At 58.6% G+C, this 23,617-nt stretch carries 21 protein-coding genes and 2 tRNA genes; 7 read left to right on the plus strand and 16 right to left on the minus strand.

Going from position 1 to position 23,617, the window contains the following annotated elements:
• From B2P82_RS05170 to B2P82_RS05185, 4 genes are all read right to left on the minus strand, one after another.
• The coding region (locus tag B2P82_RS05170) for a class I tRNA ligase family protein (protein ID WP_290495617.1) at positions 1–241 on the minus strand (241 nt) is incomplete at its 3' end.
• 81 nt (positions 242–322) lie between these two features.
• On the minus strand, positions 323–1,063 hold the full coding sequence (locus tag B2P82_RS05175) for a DUF2497 domain-containing protein (protein WP_290495619.1): 741 nt from the start codon (positions 1,061–1,063) through the stop codon (positions 323–325).
• Between the two features lie 95 nt (positions 1,064–1,158).
• Positions 1,159–2,466 carry a TolC family outer membrane protein gene (locus tag B2P82_RS05180; protein WP_290495620.1) on the minus strand — a complete coding sequence of 436 codons (1,308 nt, stop codon included), beginning with the start codon at positions 2,464–2,466 and terminating at the stop codon, positions 1,159–1,161.
• A 131-nt stretch (positions 2,467–2,597) separates the two neighbouring features.
• On the minus strand, positions 2,598–3,251 hold the full coding sequence (locus B2P82_RS05185) for a protein-L-isoaspartate O-methyltransferase family protein (protein WP_206992981.1): 654 nt from the start codon (positions 3,249–3,251) through the stop codon (positions 2,598–2,600).
• A gap of 150 nt (positions 3,252–3,401) precedes the next feature.
• Here B2P82_RS05185 and B2P82_RS05190 point away from each other — a divergent pair.
• Together B2P82_RS05190 and B2P82_RS05195 are read left to right on the plus strand one after the other, a co-directional pair.
• A tRNA-Cys gene (locus B2P82_RS05190) sits at positions 3,402–3,475 on the plus strand.
• Positions 3,476–3,799: 324 nt separating this feature from the next.
• Positions 3,800–3,875 (plus strand) — tRNA-Asn (locus B2P82_RS05195).
• Between the two features lie 50 nt (positions 3,876–3,925).
• Here the strand turns inward: B2P82_RS05195 and B2P82_RS05200 are convergent.
• The 4 genes from B2P82_RS05200 to B2P82_RS05215 form a co-directional block, all read right to left on the minus strand.
• The gene (locus B2P82_RS05200; protein ID WP_290495622.1) at positions 3,926–4,516 is read right to left on the minus strand and encodes an exopolysaccharide biosynthesis protein; all 591 of its coding nucleotides are present in this window, start codon (positions 4,514–4,516) and stop codon (positions 3,926–3,928) included.
• Positions 4,516–5,892 carry an L-serine ammonia-lyase gene (locus B2P82_RS05205; protein ID WP_290495624.1) on the minus strand — a complete coding sequence of 459 codons (1,377 nt, stop codon included), beginning with the start codon at positions 5,890–5,892 and terminating at the stop codon, positions 4,516–4,518. Before B2P82_RS05205 ends, B2P82_RS05200 begins: the two co-directional genes overlap by 1 nt.
• 73 nt (positions 5,893–5,965) lie before the next feature.
• On the minus strand, positions 5,966–7,147 hold the full coding sequence (locus B2P82_RS05210) for an FAD-dependent monooxygenase (protein WP_290495625.1): 1,182 nt from the start codon (positions 7,145–7,147) through the stop codon (positions 5,966–5,968).
• Between the two features lie 30 nt (positions 7,148–7,177).
• Positions 7,178–7,381, minus strand: a complete 204-nt coding sequence (locus B2P82_RS05215; RefSeq protein WP_034813464.1) for a zinc-finger domain-containing protein — start codon at positions 7,379–7,381, stop codon at positions 7,178–7,180.
• A gap of 118 nt (positions 7,382–7,499) precedes the next feature.
• On the opposite strand from B2P82_RS05215, the gene B2P82_RS05220 reads away from it, so the two are divergent.
• A complete protein-coding gene (locus B2P82_RS05220; protein ID WP_206992976.1) occupies positions 7,500–8,453 on the plus strand; it encodes an ABC transporter ATP-binding protein in 954 nt (317 codons plus the stop codon).
• A 54-nt stretch (positions 8,454–8,507) separates the two neighbouring features.
• Here the strand turns inward: B2P82_RS05220 and trxA are convergent, their stop codons facing one another.
• The 6 genes from trxA to tsaE all read right to left on the minus strand — a co-directional run bounded on the left by trxA (position 8,508) and on the right by tsaE (position 17,714).
• On the minus strand, positions 8,508–8,828 hold the full coding sequence (gene trxA / locus B2P82_RS05225) for a thioredoxin (protein WP_034813468.1): 321 nt from the start codon (positions 8,826–8,828) through the stop codon (positions 8,508–8,510).
• Positions 8,829–8,889: 61 nt separating this feature from the next.
• A complete protein-coding gene (gene addA / locus B2P82_RS05230; RefSeq protein WP_290495627.1) occupies positions 8,890–12,417 on the minus strand; it encodes a double-strand break repair helicase AddA in 3,528 nt (1,175 codons plus the stop codon).
• Positions 12,410–15,466 (minus strand): double-strand break repair protein AddB, encoded by a 3,057-nt coding sequence (gene addB, locus B2P82_RS05235; RefSeq protein WP_290495629.1) that lies wholly within the window; start codon positions 15,464–15,466, stop codon positions 12,410–12,412. The genes addA and addB overlap by 8 nt, the downstream gene beginning before the upstream one ends.
• Positions 15,456–16,184 carry a nucleotidyltransferase family protein gene (locus B2P82_RS05240; protein WP_290495631.1) on the minus strand — a complete coding sequence of 243 codons (729 nt, stop codon included), beginning with the start codon at positions 16,182–16,184 and terminating at the stop codon, positions 15,456–15,458. The genes addB and B2P82_RS05240 overlap by 11 nt, the downstream gene beginning before the upstream one ends.
• Positions 16,184–17,275 (minus strand): aminoglycoside phosphotransferase family protein, encoded by a 1,092-nt coding sequence (locus B2P82_RS05245; protein WP_290495633.1) that lies wholly within the window; start codon positions 17,273–17,275, stop codon positions 16,184–16,186. The genes B2P82_RS05240 and B2P82_RS05245 overlap by 1 nt, the downstream gene beginning before the upstream one ends.
• Positions 17,259–17,714 (minus strand): tRNA (adenosine(37)-N6)-threonylcarbamoyltransferase complex ATPase subunit type 1 TsaE, encoded by a 456-nt coding sequence (gene tsaE / locus B2P82_RS05250; RefSeq protein WP_206993196.1) that lies wholly within the window; start codon positions 17,712–17,714, stop codon positions 17,259–17,261. Before tsaE ends, B2P82_RS05245 begins: the two co-directional genes overlap by 17 nt.
• Positions 17,715–17,877: 163 nt before the next feature.
• On the opposite strand from tsaE, the gene B2P82_RS05255 reads away from it, so the two are divergent.
• The 3 genes from B2P82_RS05255 to B2P82_RS05265 all read left to right on the plus strand — a co-directional run bounded on the left by B2P82_RS05255 (position 17,878) and on the right by B2P82_RS05265 (position 20,385).
• Positions 17,878–19,125 carry an NAD(P)/FAD-dependent oxidoreductase gene (locus B2P82_RS05255; RefSeq protein ID WP_290495635.1) on the plus strand — a complete coding sequence of 416 codons (1,248 nt, stop codon included), beginning with the start codon at positions 17,878–17,880 and terminating at the stop codon, positions 19,123–19,125.
• A 17-nt stretch (positions 19,126–19,142) separates the two neighbouring features.
• On the plus strand, positions 19,143–19,463 hold the full coding sequence (locus B2P82_RS05260; protein ID WP_034813477.1) for a 2Fe-2S iron-sulfur cluster-binding protein: 321 nt from the start codon (positions 19,143–19,145) through the stop codon (positions 19,461–19,463).
• Between the two features lie 133 nt (positions 19,464–19,596).
• Complete coding sequence (locus tag B2P82_RS05265; RefSeq protein ID WP_290495637.1) at positions 19,597–20,385, plus strand: thioesterase family protein; 789 nt, start codon at positions 19,597–19,599, stop codon at positions 20,383–20,385.
• Position 20,386: 1 nt separating this feature from the next.
• Here the strand turns inward: B2P82_RS05265 and B2P82_RS05270 are convergent, their stop codons facing one another.
• A complete protein-coding gene (locus B2P82_RS05270) occupies positions 20,387–21,280 on the minus strand; it encodes a toll/interleukin-1 receptor domain-containing protein (protein ID WP_290495639.1) in 894 nt (297 codons plus the stop codon).
• Between the two features lie 148 nt (positions 21,281–21,428).
• Here B2P82_RS05270 and ychF point away from each other — a divergent pair, with 148 nt between their 5' ends.
• Positions 21,429–22,526: a redox-regulated ATPase YchF gene (gene ychF / locus B2P82_RS05275; RefSeq protein WP_290495641.1), complete on the plus strand. Its 1,098-nt coding sequence runs from the start codon at positions 21,429–21,431 to the stop codon at positions 22,524–22,526.
• A 1-nt stretch (position 22,527) separates the two neighbouring features.
• Here ychF and B2P82_RS05280 read toward each other — a convergent pair whose 3' ends face one another.
• Positions 22,528–23,598, minus strand: coding sequence for an acyltransferase family protein (locus B2P82_RS05280; protein WP_290495643.1), 1,071 nt, complete (start codon positions 23,596–23,598; stop codon positions 22,528–22,530).
• Between the last annotated feature and the right edge of the window lie 19 nt (positions 23,599–23,617).

Raw genomic sequence — 23,617 nt, forward strand, 5'->3', positions numbered from 1 at the left:
CGGTGCCCGGCTGCCACAGCACATTCTTGCCGCGCATGCGCTCGAACCGGATCAGGACATCCTGCAACGTATTGTTCAAGGCGTGCCCCATGTGCAGAACGCCGGTGACATTCGGCGGCGGGATGACGATGGAATAAGCTTGTGCAGACGTGTCGCCGGAGGGTTTGAAGCATCCGTTTTCTTCCCAGGCCTTGTACAGGCGGGGTTCGGCTTCGGCGGGGTCAAATCTTTGGTCGAGCATCGTTTCAGGCGTATTCCATCTAAAAGAAAAGGCGCGCCAGTGACGGCGCGCCCTTCCCTATAACGTATTTGTCAGGAGAGGCTAGCGCGCCATGCGGGCAATGCGCTGTACTTCGGCCTCGACCTTTTCCTCGACGATCTTTGCCAGGTTGGCATCGAGCCAGTCCTTCATCATCGGCTTGAGCATCTCGCGCACGAGGCCCTCGATCGTATTGTCCCCGCCCATGTCCATTTTGGAAATGAGTTTGCCAAGTGCACCAGCGGCCACATCGGCAGTCTGGTCGTCGGTCAGGATGGTTTGCTGATAACGTGCGGTAGCCGCCATGTCTTCCTCCACGGATACGGATGCAGCCACCGGTTCGGGGGCAGCGGGTTCAGGTTCAAGCTCTGGTTCGGGCTCCGGAGCGACTTCTTCAACGAGCGCTTCGGGAAACACTTCTTCTACGACTTCCTCAGCCTCTTCGGCCTTGGGGGCCGCCACGACAGCGCGCGCCGCGCCAAGCATTTCTTCGAAGCTTGGCGGCTCGCTGACTTCGTCGGCGCTGGAGTCGAATTGCTCGAATTCTACTTCAAAGGCGTCTTCGTCAGCCACAACCTCTTCGGCAGAAGCCTCGTCCGCTGCCGGTTCGTCCTCGAACATGACGTCATCTATATCGTGCAGATCATCCTCATCGAATGAGGCTTCAGCCTCGACAGGCGCGGGAGTCTCTTCGGCGTGAGCCGATTCTTCCGCCTGTGGAGCCGTGTCATCATCTGAGATGATCTTGCGAATCGACGCGAGGATTTCCTCCATCGTCGGTTCTTTGTGTGCTTCATTGGCCATGGCCAGCCCCTTGATATTTGGTGCAGTGCGAATCCCTATGCATTAACCGCTACGGGGATTGTGTTAACAACCGTTTATCGTCGTTAACGCGAGTCTCAGCCCGCGCCATCCAGAACCAGCATGTTCGGAGACAATTGTCCGGTCGCGCGCAGGAGATTGTGAGCGGCGACATAGGAGTTCCGCTCGGCCTGCACGAGGGCAAGCCGGGCTTCGAACAATTGCTGCTCCTGGTCCAACACATCCAGCGTAGTGCGAATGCCCACGGCCAGCTCTTCCGTGGCGCCGTCATAGGCGATCTGGGCTGCGTCGACCTGACGCTCGGAGGCCGAGATGGAGCGCAAGGAAGCTTCATAAGCGAACCAGGATTGTGCGATTTGAGCGCGAATGCTGCGCTGAAGCGTATCGATCTGGCGCTGCGCCTGAGCGCGCTGCAGCTTGGCCGATTTCACCTGGCTTTTGATCAGGCCGCCTGAAAGCAGCGGGATGGTGCCTTGGGCCACAGCTGAGACGCTCGAATCCCGCTGAGTGAAGTCATTATAGGTTTCCTGGCGCGCCGCAGTGCCCACGATGCTGATCTGAGGCTTGTACTGACCGCGGGCAACGTCAATTGCCTCGCGAGCCGCACGTTCAGCATGGCGGGCGGCGATCAGGTCCGGGTTCGTGTCGAGCGCGATCTGGACTGCTTCGTCCAGCGAGGCCGGAAGGGGCGGCAGCGGCGGCGGCGGCGCGAGATCGACCGGCGCAAGACCGGTGAGGAACTGATAGTTTGCAATATCTGCTTCGAGAACTGCTTCGGCGCCGGCCAGAGCGGCGCGCGCGCCTTCGAGGCGAGCTTGAGACAGCGAAACATCGGTCCGCGTCACCACGCCCACGTCGAACCGGTCAGACGCCGCACGGACCTGCTCACCGGTTACTTCGACATTGTTTTCGCGAATCGAAACGGTTTCGAGGTCGCTGCGCACATCGACATAGGCCGTTATGACCTGAAGGATGAGATCCTGGACGGCGGCATCATATTGCGATTCAGCGGCCTCCACGCCGGCCTTTGCCTGACGGATGCCGGCGTTGATACGTCCTCCGGTATAAATGGGTTTGGCAGCCTGAATCTGGGCGCTGGCAATCGGACGGTCGCCATTCGTGCCGGAGAGCGACGCAAAAGCTGCGTTTGAATCTGTGTATTGGTAGCCAGCACTCCCAGTCAGATCGACCGTGGTACGCCCCTGTGAACGGGCCTGCTCCACACTCTCACGAGCAATATCTGTCTCAACTCGCTGAGATTGCAGCCCCGGATTGGTTGCGAGCGCTGCATTGATGGCGTCGGCGAGTGTGTCTGCTTGTGCTGCGGTCATCCCGGTCAGGCCGAGGGCAAAAAGGCTGACAGAGAGGGATCGGTGGAAATTCATGCGGCGCTCCTTGAGGCCCAGACCGACTGAGCCCCTTATATGCTTGATCCCTAATATAAGGGCTCTGACGGCATTAGTGAACACTGTTCACTTTTCTGGAGTCTTAACAAATTGTCGCGGCCTGTCGCTTGTCAGAAGACAAATGACTTCTTGCGGTCGAATGCAGGGAATTTTGGTGGAAAAGCATCGAATCCTTCGCGGGCCGATACTGTGTCGCCTGCGCGCGTGTAAACCTTGCCGCGTCCAAGCCCTTCCCGCTCGAGCGTCACGACGGCCAGTCGACCGCCCTCAGCCAACTGCGAAGTCCAAGCTTCTGGAAGTGTTTCGACCATGCCGCAGACATAGATAACGTCGAAAGGCGCCTGGTCAGGCAATCCTGCAGCGAGATCACCTTCGACGGCAACCGCCTGATCGATCCCAAGCGCTGCAAAGCGCTCTGACATGGCGTCCACGCGCGCATCGGTATCGTCGAGCGCGATAACGGTTTCGGCCAAATGACTGATAAGCGCCACCTCGTAGCCAGAGCCAGCACCAATCACTAGCACAATGTCGGATGGTTTGATGTCGGCCAGCTTGACCAATTTTCCCGTATCGCGCGGCGTCCAGAGGGCACGGCCCACGGACGTCTCGATTTCCAGTTCAGAATAGGCCACCGATTTGCGCGATGTCGGCACAAAGGCTTCGCGAGGCGTTTTGAGGAAAGCCGAGACGATATGCGGGTCAGAGACATCATTCGGGCGCACTTGCGTGTCGACCATGATCTCACGGGCTTTGTCGTAGTTCATCTCGATTCCCTCTCGGGCTTTGTTATAGCGCGGTTTCCCTGCCCTTTAACATGGGTTTTCGGGGGCGCAATGCGCGATAAACGCACGCCGCATGAAAAGGACAGATTGCAAGCTACGAAGTTCGTTGCTAAGTGACGCGCCTTCTGGGACGGCTCTGTGGCGGAGTGGTTACGCAGCGGATTGCAAATCCGTGTACGCCGGTTCGATTCCGGCCGGAGCCTCCAGACTTTCAAATGACCACTCCTATCCGCCACACGCCTGACCAGCGGGCCCAGCAGGTGTGCCAGCACCCCGACGCCCATGATTTCGGAGTCGTAAACGCGATCCGACTAATTTTCCCTCACACATTTGCAAACCGTTTACAGCCCGTTAACCAATTTGAGGGATTGTGTACTCGTCTTCTCTTGGAGACACCCACCATCACCCAACGCCTCGGCGGGAGCTTGTCTCCCGCCTTTTTTTTGCGGAATCTGCAAGTTTTTATGACTTCGCAGCATGTGGGGGCTTGAACGGGTATTCGGGTCTGCTATTCACCCGTCTCCGGCTGTTCCGCGATAGCTCAGTTGGTAGAGCAGGCGACTGTTAATCGCCCGGTCGTAGGTTCGAGTCCTACTCGCGGAGCCACCTTCCCCAAACCAAGCAGAACGACGCTCAGGTCCCGTGCCTGCGCCTACCTAACCAATCAGCCGTTCCCACAACCTGATCACGACATAACAGCTGCTGGCGAGCCCGAGCCCCGCCAGAATCAGTACAAATCCGTCACGCGCTGTAAGCGCCAACCCGAACAGCAAGACTGTCAGCCCCGGCAATACGGGGCCAAACGGGATCAAACCGAGCGGAAACGATACCAGCGCTGCTGCGATACAGATCAACGCAACCAGCTGAACGAAGGGCGGTTCTGTAAGAAACGCTAGTCGCGGCTTCAGGAACCGGTCGACCTGACAGACATATGGATGCGCCTGCTCTACTCCCAGAATCAACGCCGACCGGGGAAACTCGAATTCCAGGATGCGACGCGGCACCCATGGATACTTCATGCCGAAGACGATTTGACCCGCGATGATCAGAATGATCAGGGCGACCAGCCAGTTTGCGCCCGGGATGATGGTCAACGGGCTGATCGACACAAAGCCCAGAAGCAATAACAGCGGTCCGTAAGACCGTCGTCCGACCGCATCAAGCATGGCTCCGACAGTAACCTTCTCTCCCGATGTCTGCTCCCGCAGGCTGATCAGTAGCGATCCGAGATTGTTGACTTGCGTCATCAGCACTCCACGACATTGACGGCCAATCCGCCCTGACTGGTTTCCTTGTATTTCGAAGACATGTCGAGACCGGTTTGTCTCATCGTTTCAATGACCTGGTCCAGGGACACATGCGAATGCCCTGTTGAATGCAGGGCGAGCCGCGCCGCATTGACGGCTTTCACAGCGCCGATGGCATTGCGCTCAATGCAAGGTATCTGGACAAGCCCACCTACTGGGTCACATGTCAGGCCGAGATTGTGCTCCATGCCGATTTCCGCTGCATTGGACACTTGCTGGGGAACCGCCCCCCAAACGGCGGCGAGACCGCCAGCCGCCATAGAACAAGCCACACCAACTTCACCCTGACATCCCATCTCGGCACCTGAGATAGACGCCCGCTGCTTGTAGAGAATGCCGATCGCGCCCGCGGTAAGCAGGAATTTGCGTGTACGGTCACGCGCATCGTCTGTATCGCTGCAATAATGGCGGATCACAGAGGGTATAATGCCAGCGGCGCCATTTGTTGGCGCGGTGACCACTTGGCCACCCGACGCGTTTTCCTCATTCACCGCCATGGCATATACGTTGAGCCAGTCAAACAATTGCTCGCGTTCGTTTGAAGCATGATCTTTGGCGAGTTTCGCCCAGAGTGATGCAGCACGGCGTTTGACATTCAGCTTGCCCGGTAGCGTTCCCGTCTGCGACAGGCCCCGCTCAATGCATTTTGTCATAACGTCAGAGATGCGGTCGAGCGCTTCAAATGTCTCAGACCGCTGCCGCAAGGAATCTTCGTTGGCGAGAACGAGTTGCTCGATCGTGAGATCGTTCTGCGAACACATCATGATCAATTCGGCAGCAGACGTGTAAGGGTGAGGCACGTCGACTTGAGTCTGGATGAGATCGTCTTCAAGTGGCTTTTCAAGCTGGCGCTGCGACGCAATGAACCCCCCACCTGTGGAGTACCACGTCTCATCGGACAAAATTTCGCCTGCTGGGCCGAACGCCCTCAACCGCATCCCGTTGGGATGCAGGCTGGGGATAACTCCATATGCAAATACGATATCCTTATCCGGATCAAATGTGATCTGGTGCGTACCGGCCAGGAAGAGATTGTGGCTGGAGTTGATCTCTGAGACAGCAGCATCCGCCACGTCCGGATCCAAAGTCTCTGGCGCAAACCCGGCGAGCCCAAGCAAAACCGCTTTCGGCGTTGCATGCCCCTCTCCCGTCAGCGCCAAGGAGCCCTGGAGCTCCACCTCGATCCGCTGAACTTGTGAGAGATTGCCCGCCTTCGCAAGTCCGTCAGAGAAACGCGCCGCAATCCGGATGGGCCCAACTGTGTGGGAACTGGATGGGCCAATCCCCACGCGAAATAGGTCGAGAACTGAGAGCATAGGGACCCGAATATTGTTTCAAATGAAACATCTGAATGCCCGCTTCCCAACGAGCTGACAAGCCGTGCGCCGCTCAGCCCAGCGTGACGTCGTGCCCATACAGCCAATCATTCCGCGAATGGATGAAACCCTTCATCATGCGGCCAGCCATCCACATGGGACCGTATGTGGATAATTGGGTTATTGGATTGCTGCGATGGAAAAGGCTCGCATTCTCTCTCGCGCCCGCCTGAACCTTGCTGGTGCGCGGTTTGCGACAGGCCTCGTAGGTCTTGAGGGCGTCTGGCAGGTCTGCCTCGGACGAAACTTCCCTTGCAAGCACATAGGCATCTTCAATGGCCATCACGGCGCCCTGCGCAAGGAAAGGCAACATCGGATGACAGGCATCCCCCATCAATACTGCGCGCCCGTCGGACCAGCGCGGTAGCTCGTCGCGGTCAAACAGCGCCCAGCGATGCAGCACCGGCGCGTGTTCGATGATGCCGGTGACGGATGAGTGCCATCCCTTGAAATCAACGAGCGCATCCTCTCGCGATCCTTCAGCGGTCCACGATTCCAGATGCTTCGCCTTGCGCTCCACCACGCCAACGAAATTGGCGAGACTGCCGCCTCTCAGCAGATAGGTGACCGCATGTCTGCGAGATCCGGTCCAGACTGTGGCCGTTGGAGGCGGGATTTCGGTCAGGTCCGAGACAGCGGACATGGCCCGCCAAGCCGTCATGCCTGTATATCGGGGCGCTTCAGTGCCGAGCATCTGAGTCCGGACGACAGAATGAATACCATCTGCGCCGACAAGAAGCTCGCCCTCGACAGTTTCGCCGGTGTCCAATGTCGCACGAACGCCAGCCTCATCCTTCTGATAGGAAACAACTTTTCGGCCAAGACTGACTGCTTCCGGACGGCGTGCGACCAGTGCATCGTAGAGAGCCTGGATCAGGTCAGCCCGGTGGACATGGAGATAGTCAGCGCCCCAGCGATTGATCGCCGACTTGCGGAGCGGGATGTCGAACAGCCGACGACCGCTGCGGCCCATCCGCATTTCCAGAGCCTTGGGACGGAACGCATCCTTGAGAATGCGGGCGGATACTCCCAGCTGATTGAGCACCTGCATGCCATTGGGGCTGAGCTGGATACCCGCGCCGACTTCATCCAGCACGCTGGACTGTTCGAAAACGAAAACCTCGTGTCCAAAATGATCGAGCGCCAGAGCGGCGGTCAGGCCCCCAATGCCTCCGCCTGCTATCAGGACGCGCATTCGGACACCTCACACATCATCCGGCCGCAATCATCGCGCCCGTGAAGGGTCTTGCTTGCCGCCGATCAGAACGAATCGCCGGTCACAATATTTGCACTCGACGAAATCCTCGTCGCCCATTTCGTACCAAACGCGCGGATGTCCGAGGGCGCCGCCGCCGCCATTGCACGAGACCCTATGGCTCGTCACCATTGAGATTTCCGGCGGGTCGAACACATCGCGTTTCGTGGACATGACTTGTAATTCCATCTGCAATTTCGTCGGCATGGTTGTTACCGGTGCCACATGGTCCTACCTAGATTGCACCGCCCATCGGCGCAAGATCGAATGGACAGAGTGAAAAGGCCCCCACATGTCGTCCAGCAAACCTGCCCCTGACTTCGCCATTGAAGTCAAAGACCTCAACAAAATCTATCGCGCATCTGGCAAGATGCCCGAAAAGCATGCGCTAAAGGGCCTGAATCTGGAGATTCCGCGTGGCTCTATCTTCGGACTGCTTGGTCCGAACGGTGCGGGAAAATCGACCTTTATCAACATTCTGGCTGGCCTTGTGAACAAGACGTCTGGTTCGGCGAGCATTTGGGGGCTGGATATCGACAAATATCCACGCCAGAGCCGGGCAGCCATCGGAGTGGTCAATCAGGAAATCGTTGCCGATCCCTTCTTCACGCCTTTGGAAATGCTTGAATTGATGGCTGGTTTTTACGGCGTGCCGAAATCGGAGCGCCGCAGCCTTGAAATCCTCACAGCCGTCGGGCTCGATGACAAGAAGGATGCCTATGTGCGCCAATTGTCGGGCGGCATGAAACGTCGCCTGATGGTGGCCAAGGCCCTCGTCCACAATCCCCCCGTCCTGATTCTCGACGAGCCAACAGCGGGTGTCGATGTGGAACTGCGCAGGTCTCTGTGGACCTATGTGCGGGAACTTCACGACAAAGGCACGACAATCATCCTGACGACTCATTATCTGGAAGAGGCCGAGGAGCTGTGTGATTCAATCGCCATCGTGAACCATGGTGAGATTGTTGCTTGCGAGCCGACCCCACAACTACTTTCCCGCCTCGACTACAAGACGCTGGTGATTACGCCGAAGGAACCGCTTGCGACCGTGCCCGCTGCCCTGTCGGATATGGATGCAGTGTTGCGCCCCGATGGCGATCTCGCCATTACGTTCCGGTCAAGCGAAACCGGTATCGGCAGGTTGCTGGAGACTGTACGCTCAAACGGAATCGGAATTGGCGACCTGGTTACAGAAGCACCTGACCTTGAAGACGTCTTCATCGCCCTGACCACGCAAGCTGCATAAAAAAACGCCGACATCGCTGCCGGCGTTTTTTCACTATCTACTTAGCAAGACGTTTTAGACGCTTTGCTTGATCCAGTCAGAGATGGCCTGTTTGCTCATCGCGCCCAAGTGCGTCGCGGCAACTTTGCCATCCTTGAAGATCATGAGAGTCGGCATACCCCGGACTCCATACTTCGAAGGCGCGATTGGGTTCTCGTCCACGTCGATCTTGGCGACCTTGATCTGGCCTGCCAGCTCTTCGGACACCGCATCAATGTGCGGCGACATCTGCTTACATGGACCGCACCACTCAGCCCAGAAGTCCACAACCACCGGCAAATCGGAATCGCCGATCAGGCCGTCAAATTCATCGTCGGTAACATTCACCGCAGCCATAGCGTGGCTCCTTCATGCTTTCTGTTTCAGTTGGAACATACATAGGAACTCTATTGGGAAGTCAAACCGGGCTCTGCGCACCCTTTAGAGCTTCTAATAGCATCTCCTCAGGCAAGAACATCAGGCGTGGACCGTCAGTCCAGCAAAGCGCCGTGCGCACCGTCCGTCCGGGATAGGCCCGCCTCAGAACAGCCCAATAAGCCGCCATCTGGGCACGATACGTTTCTGCTACACCGTCCGGACTGTCAGGCGCAGGCTGATCGGTCTTGAAATCGACAATCAGCACTTCGTTATCCGTCACCACCAGCCGGTCGACCCGGCCATTGATGATCAGCCCGTGCGGCAGCTCAGGCGCCGAACCGACAATCGCAGCCTCCGCGCGCCCGCCGGGCCGGAACAGACGCTGCATGTTTGGCGCGTCCAGAATGCCAAAGACCGCAGCGTTCATTTCGTGGCGATCAGAATCTGTGAGGTCGGATAGGCGGGACAGGTACCTATCCGCGGCCGCCTGGCGCGCGGCAGGGTCCAGCGCCGGCAAGTATTCCAGCAAGGAATGAATGATTCTACCGCGGCGCAGGCGCGTCTGCCGCGTCTGGCTGAAAGGCGCAAGGACCGGTGTCTTGCGGCCAAGCAGGCTGGACGGCGCGCCGAACCTGCGCTGGCGTTCGGCCTGACGGGGGGGCGTAAACACCCAGTCTGGCAGCGCTGAATGCGCTTTGGATTCTTCAAATACATCCCGGTCTTTCGGAGGCACCCGTCCAAACCTGCGGATGCCATCCTCATCAGCCTCTTCAGCAAACCGGCTCATGGCCGCGCCACACAATGCGTACCAGCTCCGGTCATGATACCCGGGCGGGCGCGCACCATGCCAATGACCGGCAATGATCAACCGGTCCTGCGCGCGGGTCAGCGCAACATAGAGAAGCCGGCGAAACTCTTCTTCGGATTTTGCGTTCGCAACAGCACGTTCATGCTCTGCAGCGGGGATGTCGCTGTCCTTGCGGGGAGACCAGATCGGCATGTCGCTGACGGTGAACATGGACGATGAAACAGACTTCGGCCCAGCGGTCGTATCGGGCAGCACGACGACCGGAGCCTGAAGCCCCTTGGCACCATGCACCGTCATCACCCTGACCTTTCCTTCAGGCGCGGCGAGATCTCGCTTGATCTCGACAAGCTTCGACTCCATCTCTGCAACGAAGGCCTGCAGTGAAGACGGCTCCGTCGCATCAAAGCCTTGAGCGCGGGAAAGCAGTGCCTCGACAGGATCATGAGCCGGCGTACCAAGCCGTGCATTGATCTTGTCCCAACCCGTCAAATCGTCCGCCCCCGGCACATCCAGCACCCGCGAGAGAAATTCGTATGGCGGCTCATGGCGACGCTCCAGCAGGCCTGACAAAAATCTTTCGGCAGCCTGCACATCGGGATCGTCACTCGCGCGAACGCGCGACCAGAGCGTCTCGCCCTTTCTGCGCTTGCTCGCAAGCCGGAACAGATACCGATCATCGTCCACCAGTCCGACGAAAGGCCCGCGCAGGACTTCCGCCAGTGTCAGATCACGCTCTGGCAGGAGCGCAAACCGAATCAGGTTCAGGCAATCCTGTACTGCAATCTGGTCGGTGAGCTTCAACCGGTCGGCCCCAGCAACCGGGAGACCTTCGGACTTGAGCGCTGAAATCATTGCATCGAAGAGGCCACCCGTCCGGCTACGCACCAGGATCAGAATATCCTCAGGCTTCATGGCCCGGCGCTGCCAGTCCCGTGTCGGCAATTCCTCCCATACGGTCTCACCCCGATCCACCATGGCTTTCAACTGTTTTGCAAGCCGGCTTGCAAGCTGCGCCTTTGGAGAACTTGAACGCAGCGCATTTACGGGTCGTGACCACGCATCAGCGTCTTCGTCCTCGTCACGCTCATCCACCGGCCAGAGCTCTACCAGGCCGGGCTGGTTCGCGCGACGAGCCGTATGTGTCACCCCATCCGCCGTCAGCGGAGGTTGTGCGCCAGATGCAATGTCGACCGGCGGGGCCGAGTTCCAGACCGCGTCGACGAAGCCGAGAATTTCCGGCGATGACCGGAACGACATTTCCATGGTTTGGGACAGGGCCGCCGGATCCTTCTGGATATAGGCCTGCTCCTGCGCACGAAGCTGGGCAGGCTCTGCGCCCTGGAAGGAATAGATAGACTGTTTCTCATCCCCCACCACGAACAAGGTACGCGGGTCCTGTTGGCGTTCGGCGCCGATGCCCGCGGTGAATTCTTCCGTCAACGCATTGATCAGCTGCCATTGTTCTGGGCTGGTATCCTGTGCTTCATCGAGCAGTATGTGACTGATTCCTCCGTCCAGTTTGTAAAGTACCCAGTCGGACATGCCGGTCCGGGTGAGCAAGTCACGTGTCTTGCGGATAAGGTCGTCGAAATCGAGCGCGCCGCGACGACGCTTCTCTTCCTGGTATGCGACCAGCGCATCCAGCCCGACTTCCAACAGAGCGGAGGTGCGCTCTACGGTCTCGGCCAGCTTCAACTTCGCCGCGAGCGCCTCAACGCGCGCCACTTCTGACCCAATTTCATCCTTGGTCGCGAACAGCGCGACCACATTGGCATCCTTACCCGCCTCTGCATTGTAAAGGGATTTGTATGCGTTGCCCTGAGCGCCGAAGAAGGCACCCTTGTAACAGCCCCACCGGCGGCCCGGGTCTTCTTCGTAAAGCGCCGCCTCTACGGCATTGGCCGTACGGGTATCATCTCGCTTGCCAGAGGCGCGAAGACTGATGAGGGCCTCTCGCAGTGCACCAACCGGCATCTGCGAGCCCATTTCCAGCTCGAGAATTTCTCCAGGGCTCGCCTGAGGTGCGTTCAGTCCCTCAATGAGAGCAGCACGCATCGCAGCCTGATTGAATGCATGCGTTTCAGCGAAATCAAGATAGGCGCTCATCTGGAACCGCATGGCATTCAACGCAACGTCCGCACCATCATGCCCCCCTTCCAGCGCCAATACGTTCAAGGCTTCAGGAGCCACCTCACTTGCGTGCAGCACCGCTTGCGCACGAACGGATTGCCAAATTGCCTGAGCCTCATCTTCTTCAATCTCTGCGAAGCCGGGTAGCACGCCGGCCTCCAACGGGAAGCGTCGCAGGATGCGCGCACAGAACGCATGAATCGTTTCGATCCGAAGGCCGCCCGGTGTTTCAAGCGCGCGAGCGAAGAGTGCGCGGGCCGCTCTCAGGTCATCTGTCTTGTAGGCATCTTTCGGTCGCCCCTCCAGGCGGGACAATTCCTCACGCAACTTGTCGTCGCGCATAATCGACCATTTGCCGAGCGTTCGAAACAGACGCGACAACATCTCGTTTGCGGCGGCCTTGGTGTAGGTTATGCACAAGATCGAATCCGGAGCAGCGCCCACGCGCCCATCTTCGTGGCGCAGCAACAGGCGAGCGACGCGATCAATCAGGACTTTTGTCTTGCCGCTGCCCGCATTGGCCATAACGAAAACCGGACGTGCCGGATCGGCCGAAACGAGCTGGGCAGTGTTCGCACGACGGTAGTCTTCCGTATCCGGCGGAGTAATGAGCATCTTCACGTCAGGCATCCCCGCCCTCCCCGTCTTCGGTATCACCTGCCCACTCGGCACGGCGGGCCAGGAGATTGTAGCCATTGTCGTATTTCACGAATTTCACCCGCGGCGCAGACAGGAATTTCGAGCTGGGTTCGCGATAGGCCTCAATCAGGCGCAACAGGCCATCTTCAGCCATGGTTGCCATGTCGGCGGGCTCTGTCGGGAGGTTGTGCTTGCCCCCCAGGCTGAATGCATCGGGCTTCGCCTTGAAGGCCACATAGTGCAACTGGTCAACCCGTGCCGCTGGCACCCCGTCATAGCCACCCTTCTGGGCGATGAGGGCCTGCAAAGGCATTTGCTGGCTAAGCCCTGTGGCCACTTCCTTGTCGCGCGGCGGACTACCCGTCTTGAAGTCCACAATGACAAGATCGCCCCGGGCCGTTTGCTCTATCCGATCAGCGGTCGCCGACAAAGTGAACGGCTGACCGGCGACGCTGTACTGAATGGAACCCTTGACTTCCTGCTTCAACTTGCCGCCCGACGTATCTCGCTGACTACGCCAGACCATGAACCAATCTACTGTACGCCGCCACACGGCCTCACGCGCCGCCCATGCGTCGCCAGGTTCGCCCACACGCAGCAATTCCTGCCTGAGCAGGCCCATCAAGTGTTCGGCCGTCTTCGGATTTCCGTCTTCCTCGAACAGCTCTAGCGCCCTATGAATTGCGGTCCCACGCGGCGCAGGGCCGAGTTCATCATTCAGCGCATCGATTGAGGAGAGGCCCAGCACCTGTTCAGCCCAGAGCGCATATGGATCGCGCTGCAAAAGGTCGACGCGTGTGGCGGACAAGCGCGCGGGCCAGCCTTCAGGGCGCGCGGATGGAGTCGGCTCGGCGCTAAAGTCAGAAAATGCATTGACCCGGTTCAGCTTTAGACCCTCCACCAGCTTGATCGGATCAAACGCCGTGGGGGTGAAATGATCTGCAGCCTGATTTTCCAGCGCGCCTTCCGCGAGCGTCTTGAGCCGCCAGACCCAGCGCGACGCGACTGCCGGTGCATCATTTCTCCGTGAAGCGTAAACCAGAGCGACATCCGGCGCGCAGGCAAGCTGGGCAAAGTCGTGCGCGGCAAGTCCCATGCGCTCTTCAGGATCACCCAGGCCGAGGCGCGCACGGAAATGCCGGGGCAGGAACGCGTCTGGCGCCGGGCGCTTTGGCCAAACGTCCTCATTGAGTCCAGCAAGGATCACCCGATCCGCAGACTGAAGTCGCGCTTCCAGCGGTCCCCAGATCGAGAGTTGCGGATGCTCGGCTTCACCAAAACTGACGGTCATCTGGGACGCCTGCGCATTGACGAGATCGGCGAGCGCGGCCGGTCGCATCGGTCCCAGGGATTCAGAGACCTCGCGCACGAATTCAAGCAAGCGGCTCGTGGCTGCGCCGTCTTCCCCAGCCCAAGGCATCGGTGTCTGGCTGACCGATTCCGCCAAGGCTGCGATACGTTGAATTGCGTCGTCTCCGGTTACTTCTTCAATCTGGCTAAGGTCCGCATCGGCATGCTCGAACCGGGCAATCAGGGATTCCACAAGCGTGATCCCCCTAATCTGTTCATCTGGCCCGAATTGCGGATAGGGCTCGATCATATCTCGAGTGCGAATGCTCTCGACCAGTTCCTGAAGGGATTTCCATCGTCGCGGACCTCTCAGGAAATGAAGCTCAAAGTCGGCGAGATCATCGACTGGCGCGGCCAGTTCATGCGTTAGAACCGCCACGATCAGGACCGGGTCGCCCGGATCGACCGCCCATTTCGCGCAGAGCCCCACGAAGCTGCCGGCCGCCGTGCGTCCGACCGGAATACCGGCCGAGGGGGGAACGCTGATGCTCCAGCGTTTCAGCAAGGCGGATACGCGACGCGCGAGGCCCGCATCCGGCGTAACAAGGGCCGCCGTCCGGTCCTTGGCTTCCAATGTCTCGCGCATCATGAGGGCGATCGCACTCGCTTCAGCAGATTCGTCCGCAGCCTCTACGAGCGACAGGCCTTCCAGTGCGTCTCTTGCAAAACTTGGCACGTCGGTGCCAGCTGTTGCGGAAAGTTGATCGAGGGTATCTCGCCAGTCTGCTGTGGCATCGGCTGGCGCGAGCGCCTCCATGATCATGCGACGGCGCGCGTCGCGCTTGGGGCCAATCTCAATGCCAGGCCATTCAGCCACGGCCCCCGGCTCAATTTCGAGTGCGACCAATGTATTGAGCAACGTATTTTGCGGATGTCCGACCTCGGAGAGAATACCGGCACGATGCTCTTCCAAGGCGGCAGAATCGAGCCCAGGCAAAACGATAAGCCCCATCGGCAATTGCAGCGCGGCTTTCATCAACACGCGCCCGGCAGGCGTCGCCCCGGTCGAGCCGGCAATGATGACCGGTGCCTCGGGTGGATGCGCCAGCCAAGCCTCTGCGGTCGCTTCCGCAGCCAGCAATCTCCGTTGAAGGGGGTCGGTGACGCCCTGCTCTTCAAGCCATTTCGGCCAGGCATCGGTTATGATTTCGAGGAATTTGGCCGAGTTCTCCCAATGCTGGGCAAGGTCGGCGTCTTTCGCCAGATCTGCCAGCCCACTCCAGTCGGCCCCGGGGCTGAGATGAGCCTGGTCCAGCAATCGCGCCAGCTCGTTCGCGGCTGCAAGCGCCGACGATGGCGGAACATCCATGCCGGAACTCTCGCGATAATAGGCCTGCACAAGAGAGGCCAATGTTCCGAGCCGCTTGGCAGGCGCCAATGCTGGGGGCAAATCGGTTACTGAAAACTCGGCGACAGGCGGGGCCTCGTCGCTTTCGAGATCGCCCATCGCCCGGATGTCTGGCGACAGGATCGGGGTTTCGTTCGAGGCGAGGAAAAGGGCGGCAGACAATTTCCGCGCAGACCGGCGGTTTGGAACATAAATGGTGGCGTCCGCCAACGCATTCGGAATGTTTTGCAAATCCACCGCGCGAGCCAGTTCCGCTGCGAGGCATTTCAGGAAGTTTTCGCCCGGCGGGATGGACCAGACTTTTGGCGCGCCTACGCCAAACAGGGCAGGATCACGCGCCATGGCAGCGCAACCACATTTCGGCGTCTTTCAGGGCGTCCGGATCGCCCACATGCAGCCAGAAATCATCCAGTGGCAGACCATGCAGCCGTCCGGATTCGACAAGCGGCCCCCAAATTCGCCAAGCAACCGAGAAGCGCTCCACGGCGAGGCCTGAGAATGCTTGCGGTTTGAGGATGCGTACTCCCGCATAGGCCCATGGGGCAGACGGGTTTTCACCGCGTCGCTGGAGGCTGCCATCCTCGGCACGGAGAAAGTCTCCGGCGCCCCCATATCCCAGGCTGTGCTGCGTATCCGCGAGAAGGAGGAGCTCGTCCATCTGCGCTGGGTCAAATGCGCTGGCCAGATCAAGGAAAGGTGTCGGATCACCCTTACCCCAGAACGCATCTGTATTGACCACGAAGACGGGATCATCGCCAAGCATCGGCGCGGCTTTCACCAGCGCGCCGCCCGTTTCAAGCACTTCGCCACGCTCGTCCGACACAATCAGGTCCACACCCTTGATGCCCGAAACATGATCCTCGACCTGATCGGCGAGCCAATGGACATTGACGACGATCCGCTGAACGCCCGCTTCGATCAGTGGGTCGATCATCCGGTCCATCAGACGCTTGCCACCAACCTCAATCAGAGGCTTCGGACATGTGTCCGTCAGCGGCCGCATCCGGGAACCTAGCCCGGCGGCCAGCACCATTGCCGTATGCGGAATACTTGATGACATCAGCTTTCCTCGAACACGAAGGGGGTCGTCTCCCGCACGAAGGCCGCCATGGGCTCCAGTGCGGGGTGGGACAGATTGCGGGCCAGCAGTTTCAGTTGGCGCGGCTGGAATGTGCCATACCGGGCCTTGCCATCACGATGCTGCAACCGGGAGAACACACCTGCAATACGCAGCGCGTTGAGAGCCCCAATCACGGCGAGCCGCTCGTCAAAGGCCTCGCGCGTCTTGCCGGTCTGGTCGAGATAGTGCTGGATCGCGGCTTCGGACGCCTCATGCGAAACGTCCCGTCGCGCATCCTGAGTCAACATGGCCATATCCCATGCATCCCATCCCTTCACCGCATCCTGAAAATCGAGCAACGCAATACGGCCATCGCCCATCCAGAGCAGGTTCTCAGCATGATAGTCACGCAGAGTGAACACACGCGGGAACGCCATGGCCTGTTCGATCAGGGCATCACGTTCGGACTCCCACCTAACGCGGGCAAGTCCAGTCAGCGCAGCGCCACCCGCCTCCACTGGCAACCAGTCCGCATACAGGTCAGCATTCGAGGACAATGCGAGGCGGTCAAAATCAAGAATGGGCCATTGCTCGGACCCATAGATCACAGCCTCGGGGATCGGTTGCTGATGAAGTTTTGCCAACATGCCAGCGGCCAGCATGTAGGCGGGCACTTCCAAAGCCGGATCCTGCTCGATCTGCCGAGCCAATTCCCTACCGTCGCCGTAATCCTGCAGAATAGCCAACCCGGCTTCAGTATCATGCGCAAATATCTCCGGCGCCTCAAAACCGAGTGATCTGAGATGGTGCGCAATCAGGACGAAGGCGTCGACACGAGAGGCCGCCAAACGCGTCTGTGCATTCCAGCCCATCGCATTGCGCGTGGCATCATCGGCATCCGGTGGGCATGGGTCAGCTTCGATGCGTGGGGCATCCATCAGCATCGCCGCCGAACCATCAGCGCGCACCATCCGAACATACCGGCGCGTGGATGCGTCTTGTCCCAATGGCTTGAGGTCTGCACCACCCCATCCATGACGCGCAAGAAAATCAGCGATCAGCGCGTCGCGGGAATTAGAATTGAAATTCATTGCAGCGCGCCCGCCAATCTTCGCCATGGGGTTCCAGGGATACGAGCCGATGTTCGCCTTCAAAGTCAAAGACGATATCCAGCCGCCACGCAGGAAGGTGCTTTCCCGCTTTCTCCGGCCACTCGACAATCGCCACGCCTTCCGGCGTCTCGTCCCACCCAATCTCAGCCATCTCGTCAGGCGATCCCAGCCGATAGAGGTCAAAATGCCAGACGGGAAAATCCGGAGCCTCGTAGGCTTGGACCAGAGTATATGTCGGGCTCGGCACTTCCTGAATGTCCGGTATGAGCGCCCGGACCAGCCCTCGCGTGAATGTCGTCTTGCCGACACCCAGCCCGCCATGCAAGGCAATCACGTCGCCCGGCTTCAGCAAGGGGGCGATCGCATTGCCGAATGCGAGCGTGTGAGCTTCATTGTCGAGTCGGTAGGTCAATTTCATCATCATGTGCATATAAAAGACTGACCTCACACACCATCGTTTCCTGACCAAATTGCGGCAAAACGCGTGGTGACATGCCTTGCAGTAGCAGGCAGACTGGCCTAGAACATTAAAAATGACGCAGGCGTCACGAATTGACCCTACGTAGACCGGGAATAGCACATTGGATTTGACAGACGCAAAACGCATTGTGGTGCTTGGGGCTGGGCAAGCTGCGGCGCAAGCAATTCAATCCCTGCGCATGGGTGGCTATACGGGCGAATTGACATTGGTCGGTGAAGAACCGGCACTGCCCTACCAGCGCCCACCATTGTCAAAAGCCTATATGAAGGGGGAGTTCGCCGAGGAGCGCCTCTACTTCAAACCAGCCGCCTGGTACGAAGACAACAATGTGGAATTGATCCTTTCGACACGTGCAACCAGCATCGACCGGGCGGAACGCAGAGTGGATCTCGAACATGGTGGCCACCTCGAATATGACGCGCTGATCATCGCGACGGGTTCGCGCCCTCGCACTCTTCCGATCGAGGGTGCAGAGCTTGAGCATGTCTACGCGCTGCGCGGTCTTTCAGATGTGGAACGGATCCGCCCGCAAATGGTGGCCGGACGCTCCATGGTGATTATCGGAGCTGGTTATATCGGTCTTGAAGCAGCGGCGGTCGCCCAGCAAATGGGTCTGAAAACGACCGTTCTGGAAATGGCACCACGTGTTCTAGCCAGAGTTACAAGCCCGGTCATGAGCGAGTTCTATGAGGCTGAGCATCGCCGCCAGGGCGTTGAGATTCGCACAGAGACGAGCCTGTCGAAGCTTGAAGGGAATGATGGCGCGGTGACCGCTGCCGTGCTCACCGATGGGACCAAACTCGATGCGGACATTGTTCTGGTCGGCATCGGTATCCTGCCAAACGAAGCACTCGCCAAAGATTCCGGAATTGCCTGCAATAATGGCATTCTTGTTGATCGCGATGCGCGCACATCCGACCCACGAATCTTTGCCGCAGGCGATTGCGCCAGTCGGCCGCTGGTGCATTTTGGTCGCTCTGGTCGGCTTGAAAGCGTCCACAATGCCATCGAGCAGGGCAAGCTCGCTGCCGCCGCCATTCTTGGCAAACCGCGACCGAATGAAGATTGCCCTTGGTTCTGGTCGGACCAGTACGACCTCAAGCTCCAGATCGCCGGGCTCAGCGCCGGCTATGACGAGATCGTGGTGAGGGGTTCACCGGAGGATCGAAAGTTTGCGGCCTTCTACCTGAAGAATGGAACGCTCATCGCAGTGGATGCGATCAACAGTCCGCCCGAATTCCTCGCATCCAAGAAGCTCATCATGTCAGGCGCCAAGCTTTCGGCTGACATTCTTGCAGACACATCAATAACAATGAAAGAGATTGCCACTAACGCAGTGGCCGCTTGAAGGAGAGAAACCCGCACATGGCGAAAATTACCTATATCGACCACGACGGCACGGAGCGCGTTGTGGAGGCCCAGAACGGCGAGACCGTGATGGAAGCTGCTATCAAGAACTCCATTCCAGGCATTGATGCCGATTGCGGCGGCGCCTGCGCGTGTGCCACATGCCACGTATATGTCGACCAGGCCTTCATGGACAAAGTTGGCGAGCAGGAAGAAATGGAAAAATCCATGCTCGATTTCGCTGAAAATGTTCAGGAAAATTCCCGACTGTCTTGCCAGATCACCGTTTCGGAAGATCTGGATGGCTTGAAAGTCACGACACCGGAGAGCCAGCACTAGGCTGCGCCCTATCGAAAACATTGAGCGTCCCGGTGATATGCCGGGGCGCTTTTTTGTTCACATACCCCAGCGTCATGAGTTGGTTCCCTTCCAGAACTGACTAAATTGGCGCTCTGTAGTCAGGGAGAGACCGATGGATTTCACCACCCTCATGCGCAGCGGCAGACAGACCGGCGACCTTGCCATGTCTTTCCATGTGCCCGAGACCTGGATGCAGGGCCGCACAACCTATGGGGGGCTGACAGCGGCGCTGTGCCTACAGGCCGCGATGCCGACCTCTGGTGGGCGTCAGATACGGTCTGCGCAAGTGGCATTTGTCGGGCCTGTGTCGGGTGACGTCGAGTGCACCGCCACCCTGCTGCGCGAAGGCAAGAATACCGTCTTTACGAGCGTGCGCATGATGGGCGAAGCAGGCGTTGCTGCAGAGGCGATCTTTGCCTTTGGGGCACACCGTGAGTCATCCCTCAATTTCGCAAACCTTCCTGCGCCTGAAGTTACCTCCCCGGACGAGACCATATCTTTCTTCGGAGAGTCGCCGAGGCGCCCTGCCTTCACCCGCAACTTCAACATGCGGCTGGCGAAAGGAAGCCCCCCGATGTCGGGTGCGCCAGACGCAGACATGTCTCTCTGGATGCGACACAAGGATGGCTCGGTTCCGCCGGACGCGGTTTCCGTCCTGGCACTCGCAGACGCACCACCGCCTGCGGCCATGTCGATGCTGACAGGACAGGCCCGTATCAGCTCCATGACATGGATGGCAGAATTCCTGACAGATGACATTCAGACGAACGAGGGGTGGTTCCTAGCCCGGCATGTCGCCGATACGTCAAAGGATGGCTATAACAGCCAAGCCATGACGTTGTGGAATACATCAGGCCAACCGATCATGATCGGCCGACAGACCATCGCCGTCTTCGCCTGAACTAGTTTTCAGGCTCCGGCTCTTCAGTATCATTCACGATCGGCCCCGGCTCGAGCACTTTCATTAGTGATGCTGGCACCTGGCCTGCTGGACAGGCTTCCTGAAGGACATAAGCATTTCCGACACCCGGTGCACCGGCATAGACCGGAGCGGTGATCGTCTGAGAGCGGAAAATCCAGCTCAGGAAAAACATTGCGAACACGGCTGCGCCAACTGCGGCAATCGTGCCCCATCCCATGCCCAATGGATCTGAAGTGGCAGGCGCCGCTGAGCTTGTTAGGCGTTGGCCTGGACCGGAACTTGCGACATGCGGTTTGACGGAAGCCTTTGCCAAGGCGGCTGCGCTGGCCGTCTCGGCCGCTGGCGCAGGCTTGATACCCATCGCCTTCTCACGCTTCTTCTTTGCATCAATAGCAAGCGGGTCGTCCGGATGAGCCGTGAGCCAGTCTTCCCGCGCTTCTTCATCCTTCGAGCCATACCCCATCCACTCTCGAAGGTCGGAGCGCCCATCGCGCTGGCCGAGCTCTTCGATCAGTTTGTAAAAGCCTTCAGGAGTCTTGCGCGACGTCATGCCCTCAATCGAGAAACGTTTGTCGCTTTTGAACGGCTCGTAAGGGATCGTCTTGTCGACGCTGACCTGGGCCAACATGCCAGGCCGCGAATGCCCGACAGAAGCCGCCGCACGCACCCAGTCGCTCTTCACTGCATGTTCGGACCACATGACAAGCATATGCTTGGAATTGCCCGCATTGCGTGCATCCTTGGCATCGAACGTATTGTCCACCTGCTTTTGATCGAACCAGACCTTGAACTTCAGCGAACGCAGCCGACGTGCGACCAACTTCGCCATGTCGCGATCTTCGATCGCCGATACCAGGAAAACATCGTACGCCATATGCGCGCTACCTCTTGAAGTAATGAGCCAAGCATACCCATAGACCCTTAATATTCCACCCAATTCCGCTATCAGGCGATATTTCCGTCTGTTTTTCGGCTGTGAATACGGCTATTTGCGCGGCGAACCAGTTACTCAGGAGACCGGTATGGGCTTCAAATGCGGCATCGTAGGCCTTCCCAATGTGGGCAAGTCCACACTCTTCAATGCGCTCACTCAGACGGCCACAGCGCAAGCGGCCAACTATCCATTCTGCACGATTGAGCCAAATGTTGGCGAAGTCGCCGTACCAGAGCCCAGGCTGGAGAAGCTCGCCGAAGTCGGTGGCTCGAAGGAGATCATCCCGGCGCGCATGAACTTCGTGGACATTGCGGGTCTCGTAGAGGGCGCCTCCCAAGGTGAAGGCCTTGGTAACAAATTCCTCGCCAATATCCGTGAGACAGACGCGATCATCTATGTCCTTCGCTGTTTCGAGAATGACGATATCACGCATGTCAGCGGGAAGGTCGACCCGATTGCCGACTTCGAAGTCGTCGAGACCGAACTCATGCTGGCTGACATGGAAAGCCTTGAAAAGCGCAAGGCCGGCGTCGTGAAAAAGGCCAATTCCGGTGACAAGGAAGCCAAGGCTCAGGTCGCTTTGATTGATCTCGCACTTGCCGAGCTGAACGAAGGTCGCCCGGCCCGACGCGCTGTTGTCTCGAAAGACGACACAAAAGCGTGGAACATGCTGCAGCTCTTGACCTCAAAACCGGTTCTGTTCGTCGCGAACGTTGATGAGGACAGTGCCGCAACAGGTAACGAATATTCCAGTCGTGTCGAGGCCCGCGCGACTGAAGAAGGCGCTGCGTGCGTTGTGATTTCAGCTCAAATTGAAGCCGAGCTCGCCCTGTTGGATGAGCCGGACCGCAGCGAATATCTTGAGACGCTCGGACTGGAAGAGCCGGGCCTGACCCGTCTGATCCATACCGGATACAACCTTCTCGACCTGCAGACCTATTTCACGGTCGGACCGAAGGAATCCCGCGCATGGACCATCCGGAAAGGTTGGAGTGCTCCCAAGGCTGCCGGGGTTATCCATGGTGACTTTGAGAAAGGCTTTATCCGCGCCGAAACCGTTGCCTACAAGGACTATGTCGAGCATGGCGGCGAAGCAGGCGCGAAAGAAGCCGGCAAGATGCGGTCAGAAGGCAAGGATTACATAGTCCAGGATGGCGATGTGATGCTGTTCCGCTTCAACGTCTAGGCTATTTTGCCGACAACGCAGCGCGCCTTTTCCCGCGCTCGCTTCCAGACAAGCTGGCCCAATCCGGACGGACGTACAGGAAATTGAGCGGCGTGCCGCGAATGAGGGCGTGGAAGGCAAGCGGGAGCGCAACAGCGAATGTCAGGGTCAAGGCGGACGCCAGCCCCACATCTCCGAAGGGCGCTCCGATTGCAGGCAGCACCAGTCGCTCCATCGCAACGAGCGGAAACGCGTAGGTCAGATAGATGACGATCGAGTGCCGACCGCAATATCTGAGAAAGTCTGCTGCGCGGAAACGGGTCAGCAGCGCTGACACGACGCAGACGGCAGTCGCGCCGGCAATGCCCAGAATGAAACTGGTAACCACTTCTTCATGCAAGGCGAGGCTGACTGCCCACCAATTCAGAATGCCCCAAGCCAGCAAACCAAGGGCTCCGATCCAGGGCGCTTTGGTCGCCCTTCCGGCAAATCGGAAGATTTGTGGTGCAAACGCGTACCCCATGAAGAAGTAGACATACCGGTTTGCGAACCGGTCGATCACGCCCCATCCCGTATCAATCAGCACAAGTTGGTAGAGAGACTGGAGGATGAAGGCGCCTGCAAACACGATCCAGACCGGCACGTTTCGCAGCAAACGCGTAACCACATAGAAGATCGCCAACATGTGCACGAACCAAAGCGAGTTCGAGGGTTCAACGAAGCTGTAGAACCATAGCTTCAGGACATAACCGGGATGGGACACCAGTGCATCGAACTCCAGAACGGGAAGCTGGAGCGTGAGCCAGAGCACGTAGAAATATATGAAATGCACGACTTTCCGGTCGAGATAGTCGGCGAGCGGCGCATGGATCGACCGGCTCAGGAACAGACCCGCCACGAGAAAGAAGTCCGGAATTCGGAAGGGCCGTGCAAAATCGATGATGGGATGCATCCATCCTTGCTCATCGAACAGATATTCGACCCCGTTTACCGCGTGCATCATTACCACCAGAATGATGCAGATGCCCTTTGCGTAATCTACCCAATCTACCCGTTGCGCAGGTGGTGCGGCGATAGGATGCGTCGAAACCATTCAATGCAACTCCAATGGC

The sequence above is a fragment of the Hyphomonas sp. UBA4494 genome (genome assembly GCF_002388935.1).
GTDB lineage: Bacteria > Pseudomonadota > Alphaproteobacteria > Caulobacterales > Hyphomonadaceae > Hyphomonas.

Coding starts and splice junctions, on each gene's coding strand:
- B2P82_RS05260 (WP_034813477.1), top strand. CDS start 19,143: ATGGCGAAAATTACCTATATCGACCACGACGGCACGGAGCGCGTTGTG.
- addB (WP_290495629.1), bottom strand. CDS start 15,466: ATGGCGCGTGATCCTGCCCTGTTTGGCGTAGGCGCGCCAAAAGTCTGG.
- B2P82_RS05185 (WP_206992981.1), bottom strand. CDS start 3,251: ATGAACTACGACAAAGCCCGTGAGATCATGGTCGACACGCAAGTGCGC.
- B2P82_RS05215 (WP_034813464.1), bottom strand. CDS start 7,381: ATGTCCACGAAACGCGATGTGTTCGACCCGCCGGAAATCTCAATGGTG.
- B2P82_RS05280 (WP_290495643.1), bottom strand. CDS start 23,598: ATGGTTTCGACGCATCCTATCGCCGCACCACCTGCGCAACGGGTAGAT.
- B2P82_RS05245 (WP_290495633.1), bottom strand. CDS start 17,275: ATGAATTTCAATTCTAATTCCCGCGACGCGCTGATCGCTGATTTTCTT.
- B2P82_RS05265 (WP_290495637.1), top strand. CDS start 19,597: ATGGATTTCACCACCCTCATGCGCAGCGGCAGACAGACCGGCGACCTT.
- addA (WP_290495627.1), bottom strand. CDS start 12,417: ATGCCTGACGTGAAGATGCTCATTACTCCGCCGGATACGGAAGACTAC.
- tsaE (WP_206993196.1), bottom strand. CDS start 17,714: ATGAAATTGACCTACCGACTCGACAATGAAGCTCACACGCTCGCATTC.
- B2P82_RS05220 (WP_206992976.1), top strand. CDS start 7,500: ATGTCGTCCAGCAAACCTGCCCCTGACTTCGCCATTGAAGTCAAAGAC.
- B2P82_RS05240 (WP_290495631.1), bottom strand. CDS start 16,184: ATGTCATCAAGTATTCCGCATACGGCAATGGTGCTGGCCGCCGGGCTA.
- trxA (WP_034813468.1), bottom strand. CDS start 8,828: ATGGCTGCGGTGAATGTTACCGACGATGAATTTGACGGCCTGATCGGC.
- B2P82_RS05270 (WP_290495639.1), bottom strand. CDS start 21,280: ATGGCGTACGATGTTTTCCTGGTATCGGCGATCGAAGATCGCGACATG.
- B2P82_RS05175 (WP_290495619.1), bottom strand. CDS start 1,063: ATGGCCAATGAAGCACACAAAGAACCGACGATGGAGGAAATCCTCGCG.
- B2P82_RS05210 (WP_290495625.1), bottom strand. CDS start 7,147: ATGCGCGTCCTGATAGCAGGCGGAGGCATTGGGGGCCTGACCGCCGCT.
- B2P82_RS05200 (WP_290495622.1), bottom strand. CDS start 4,516: ATGACGCAAGTCAACAATCTCGGATCGCTACTGATCAGCCTGCGGGAG.
- B2P82_RS05205 (WP_290495624.1), bottom strand. CDS start 5,892: ATGCTCTCAGTTCTCGACCTATTTCGCGTGGGGATTGGCCCATCCAGT.
- B2P82_RS05180 (WP_290495620.1), bottom strand. CDS start 2,466: ATGAATTTCCACCGATCCCTCTCTGTCAGCCTTTTTGCCCTCGGCCTG.
- ychF (WP_290495641.1), top strand. CDS start 21,429: ATGGGCTTCAAATGCGGCATCGTAGGCCTTCCCAATGTGGGCAAGTCC.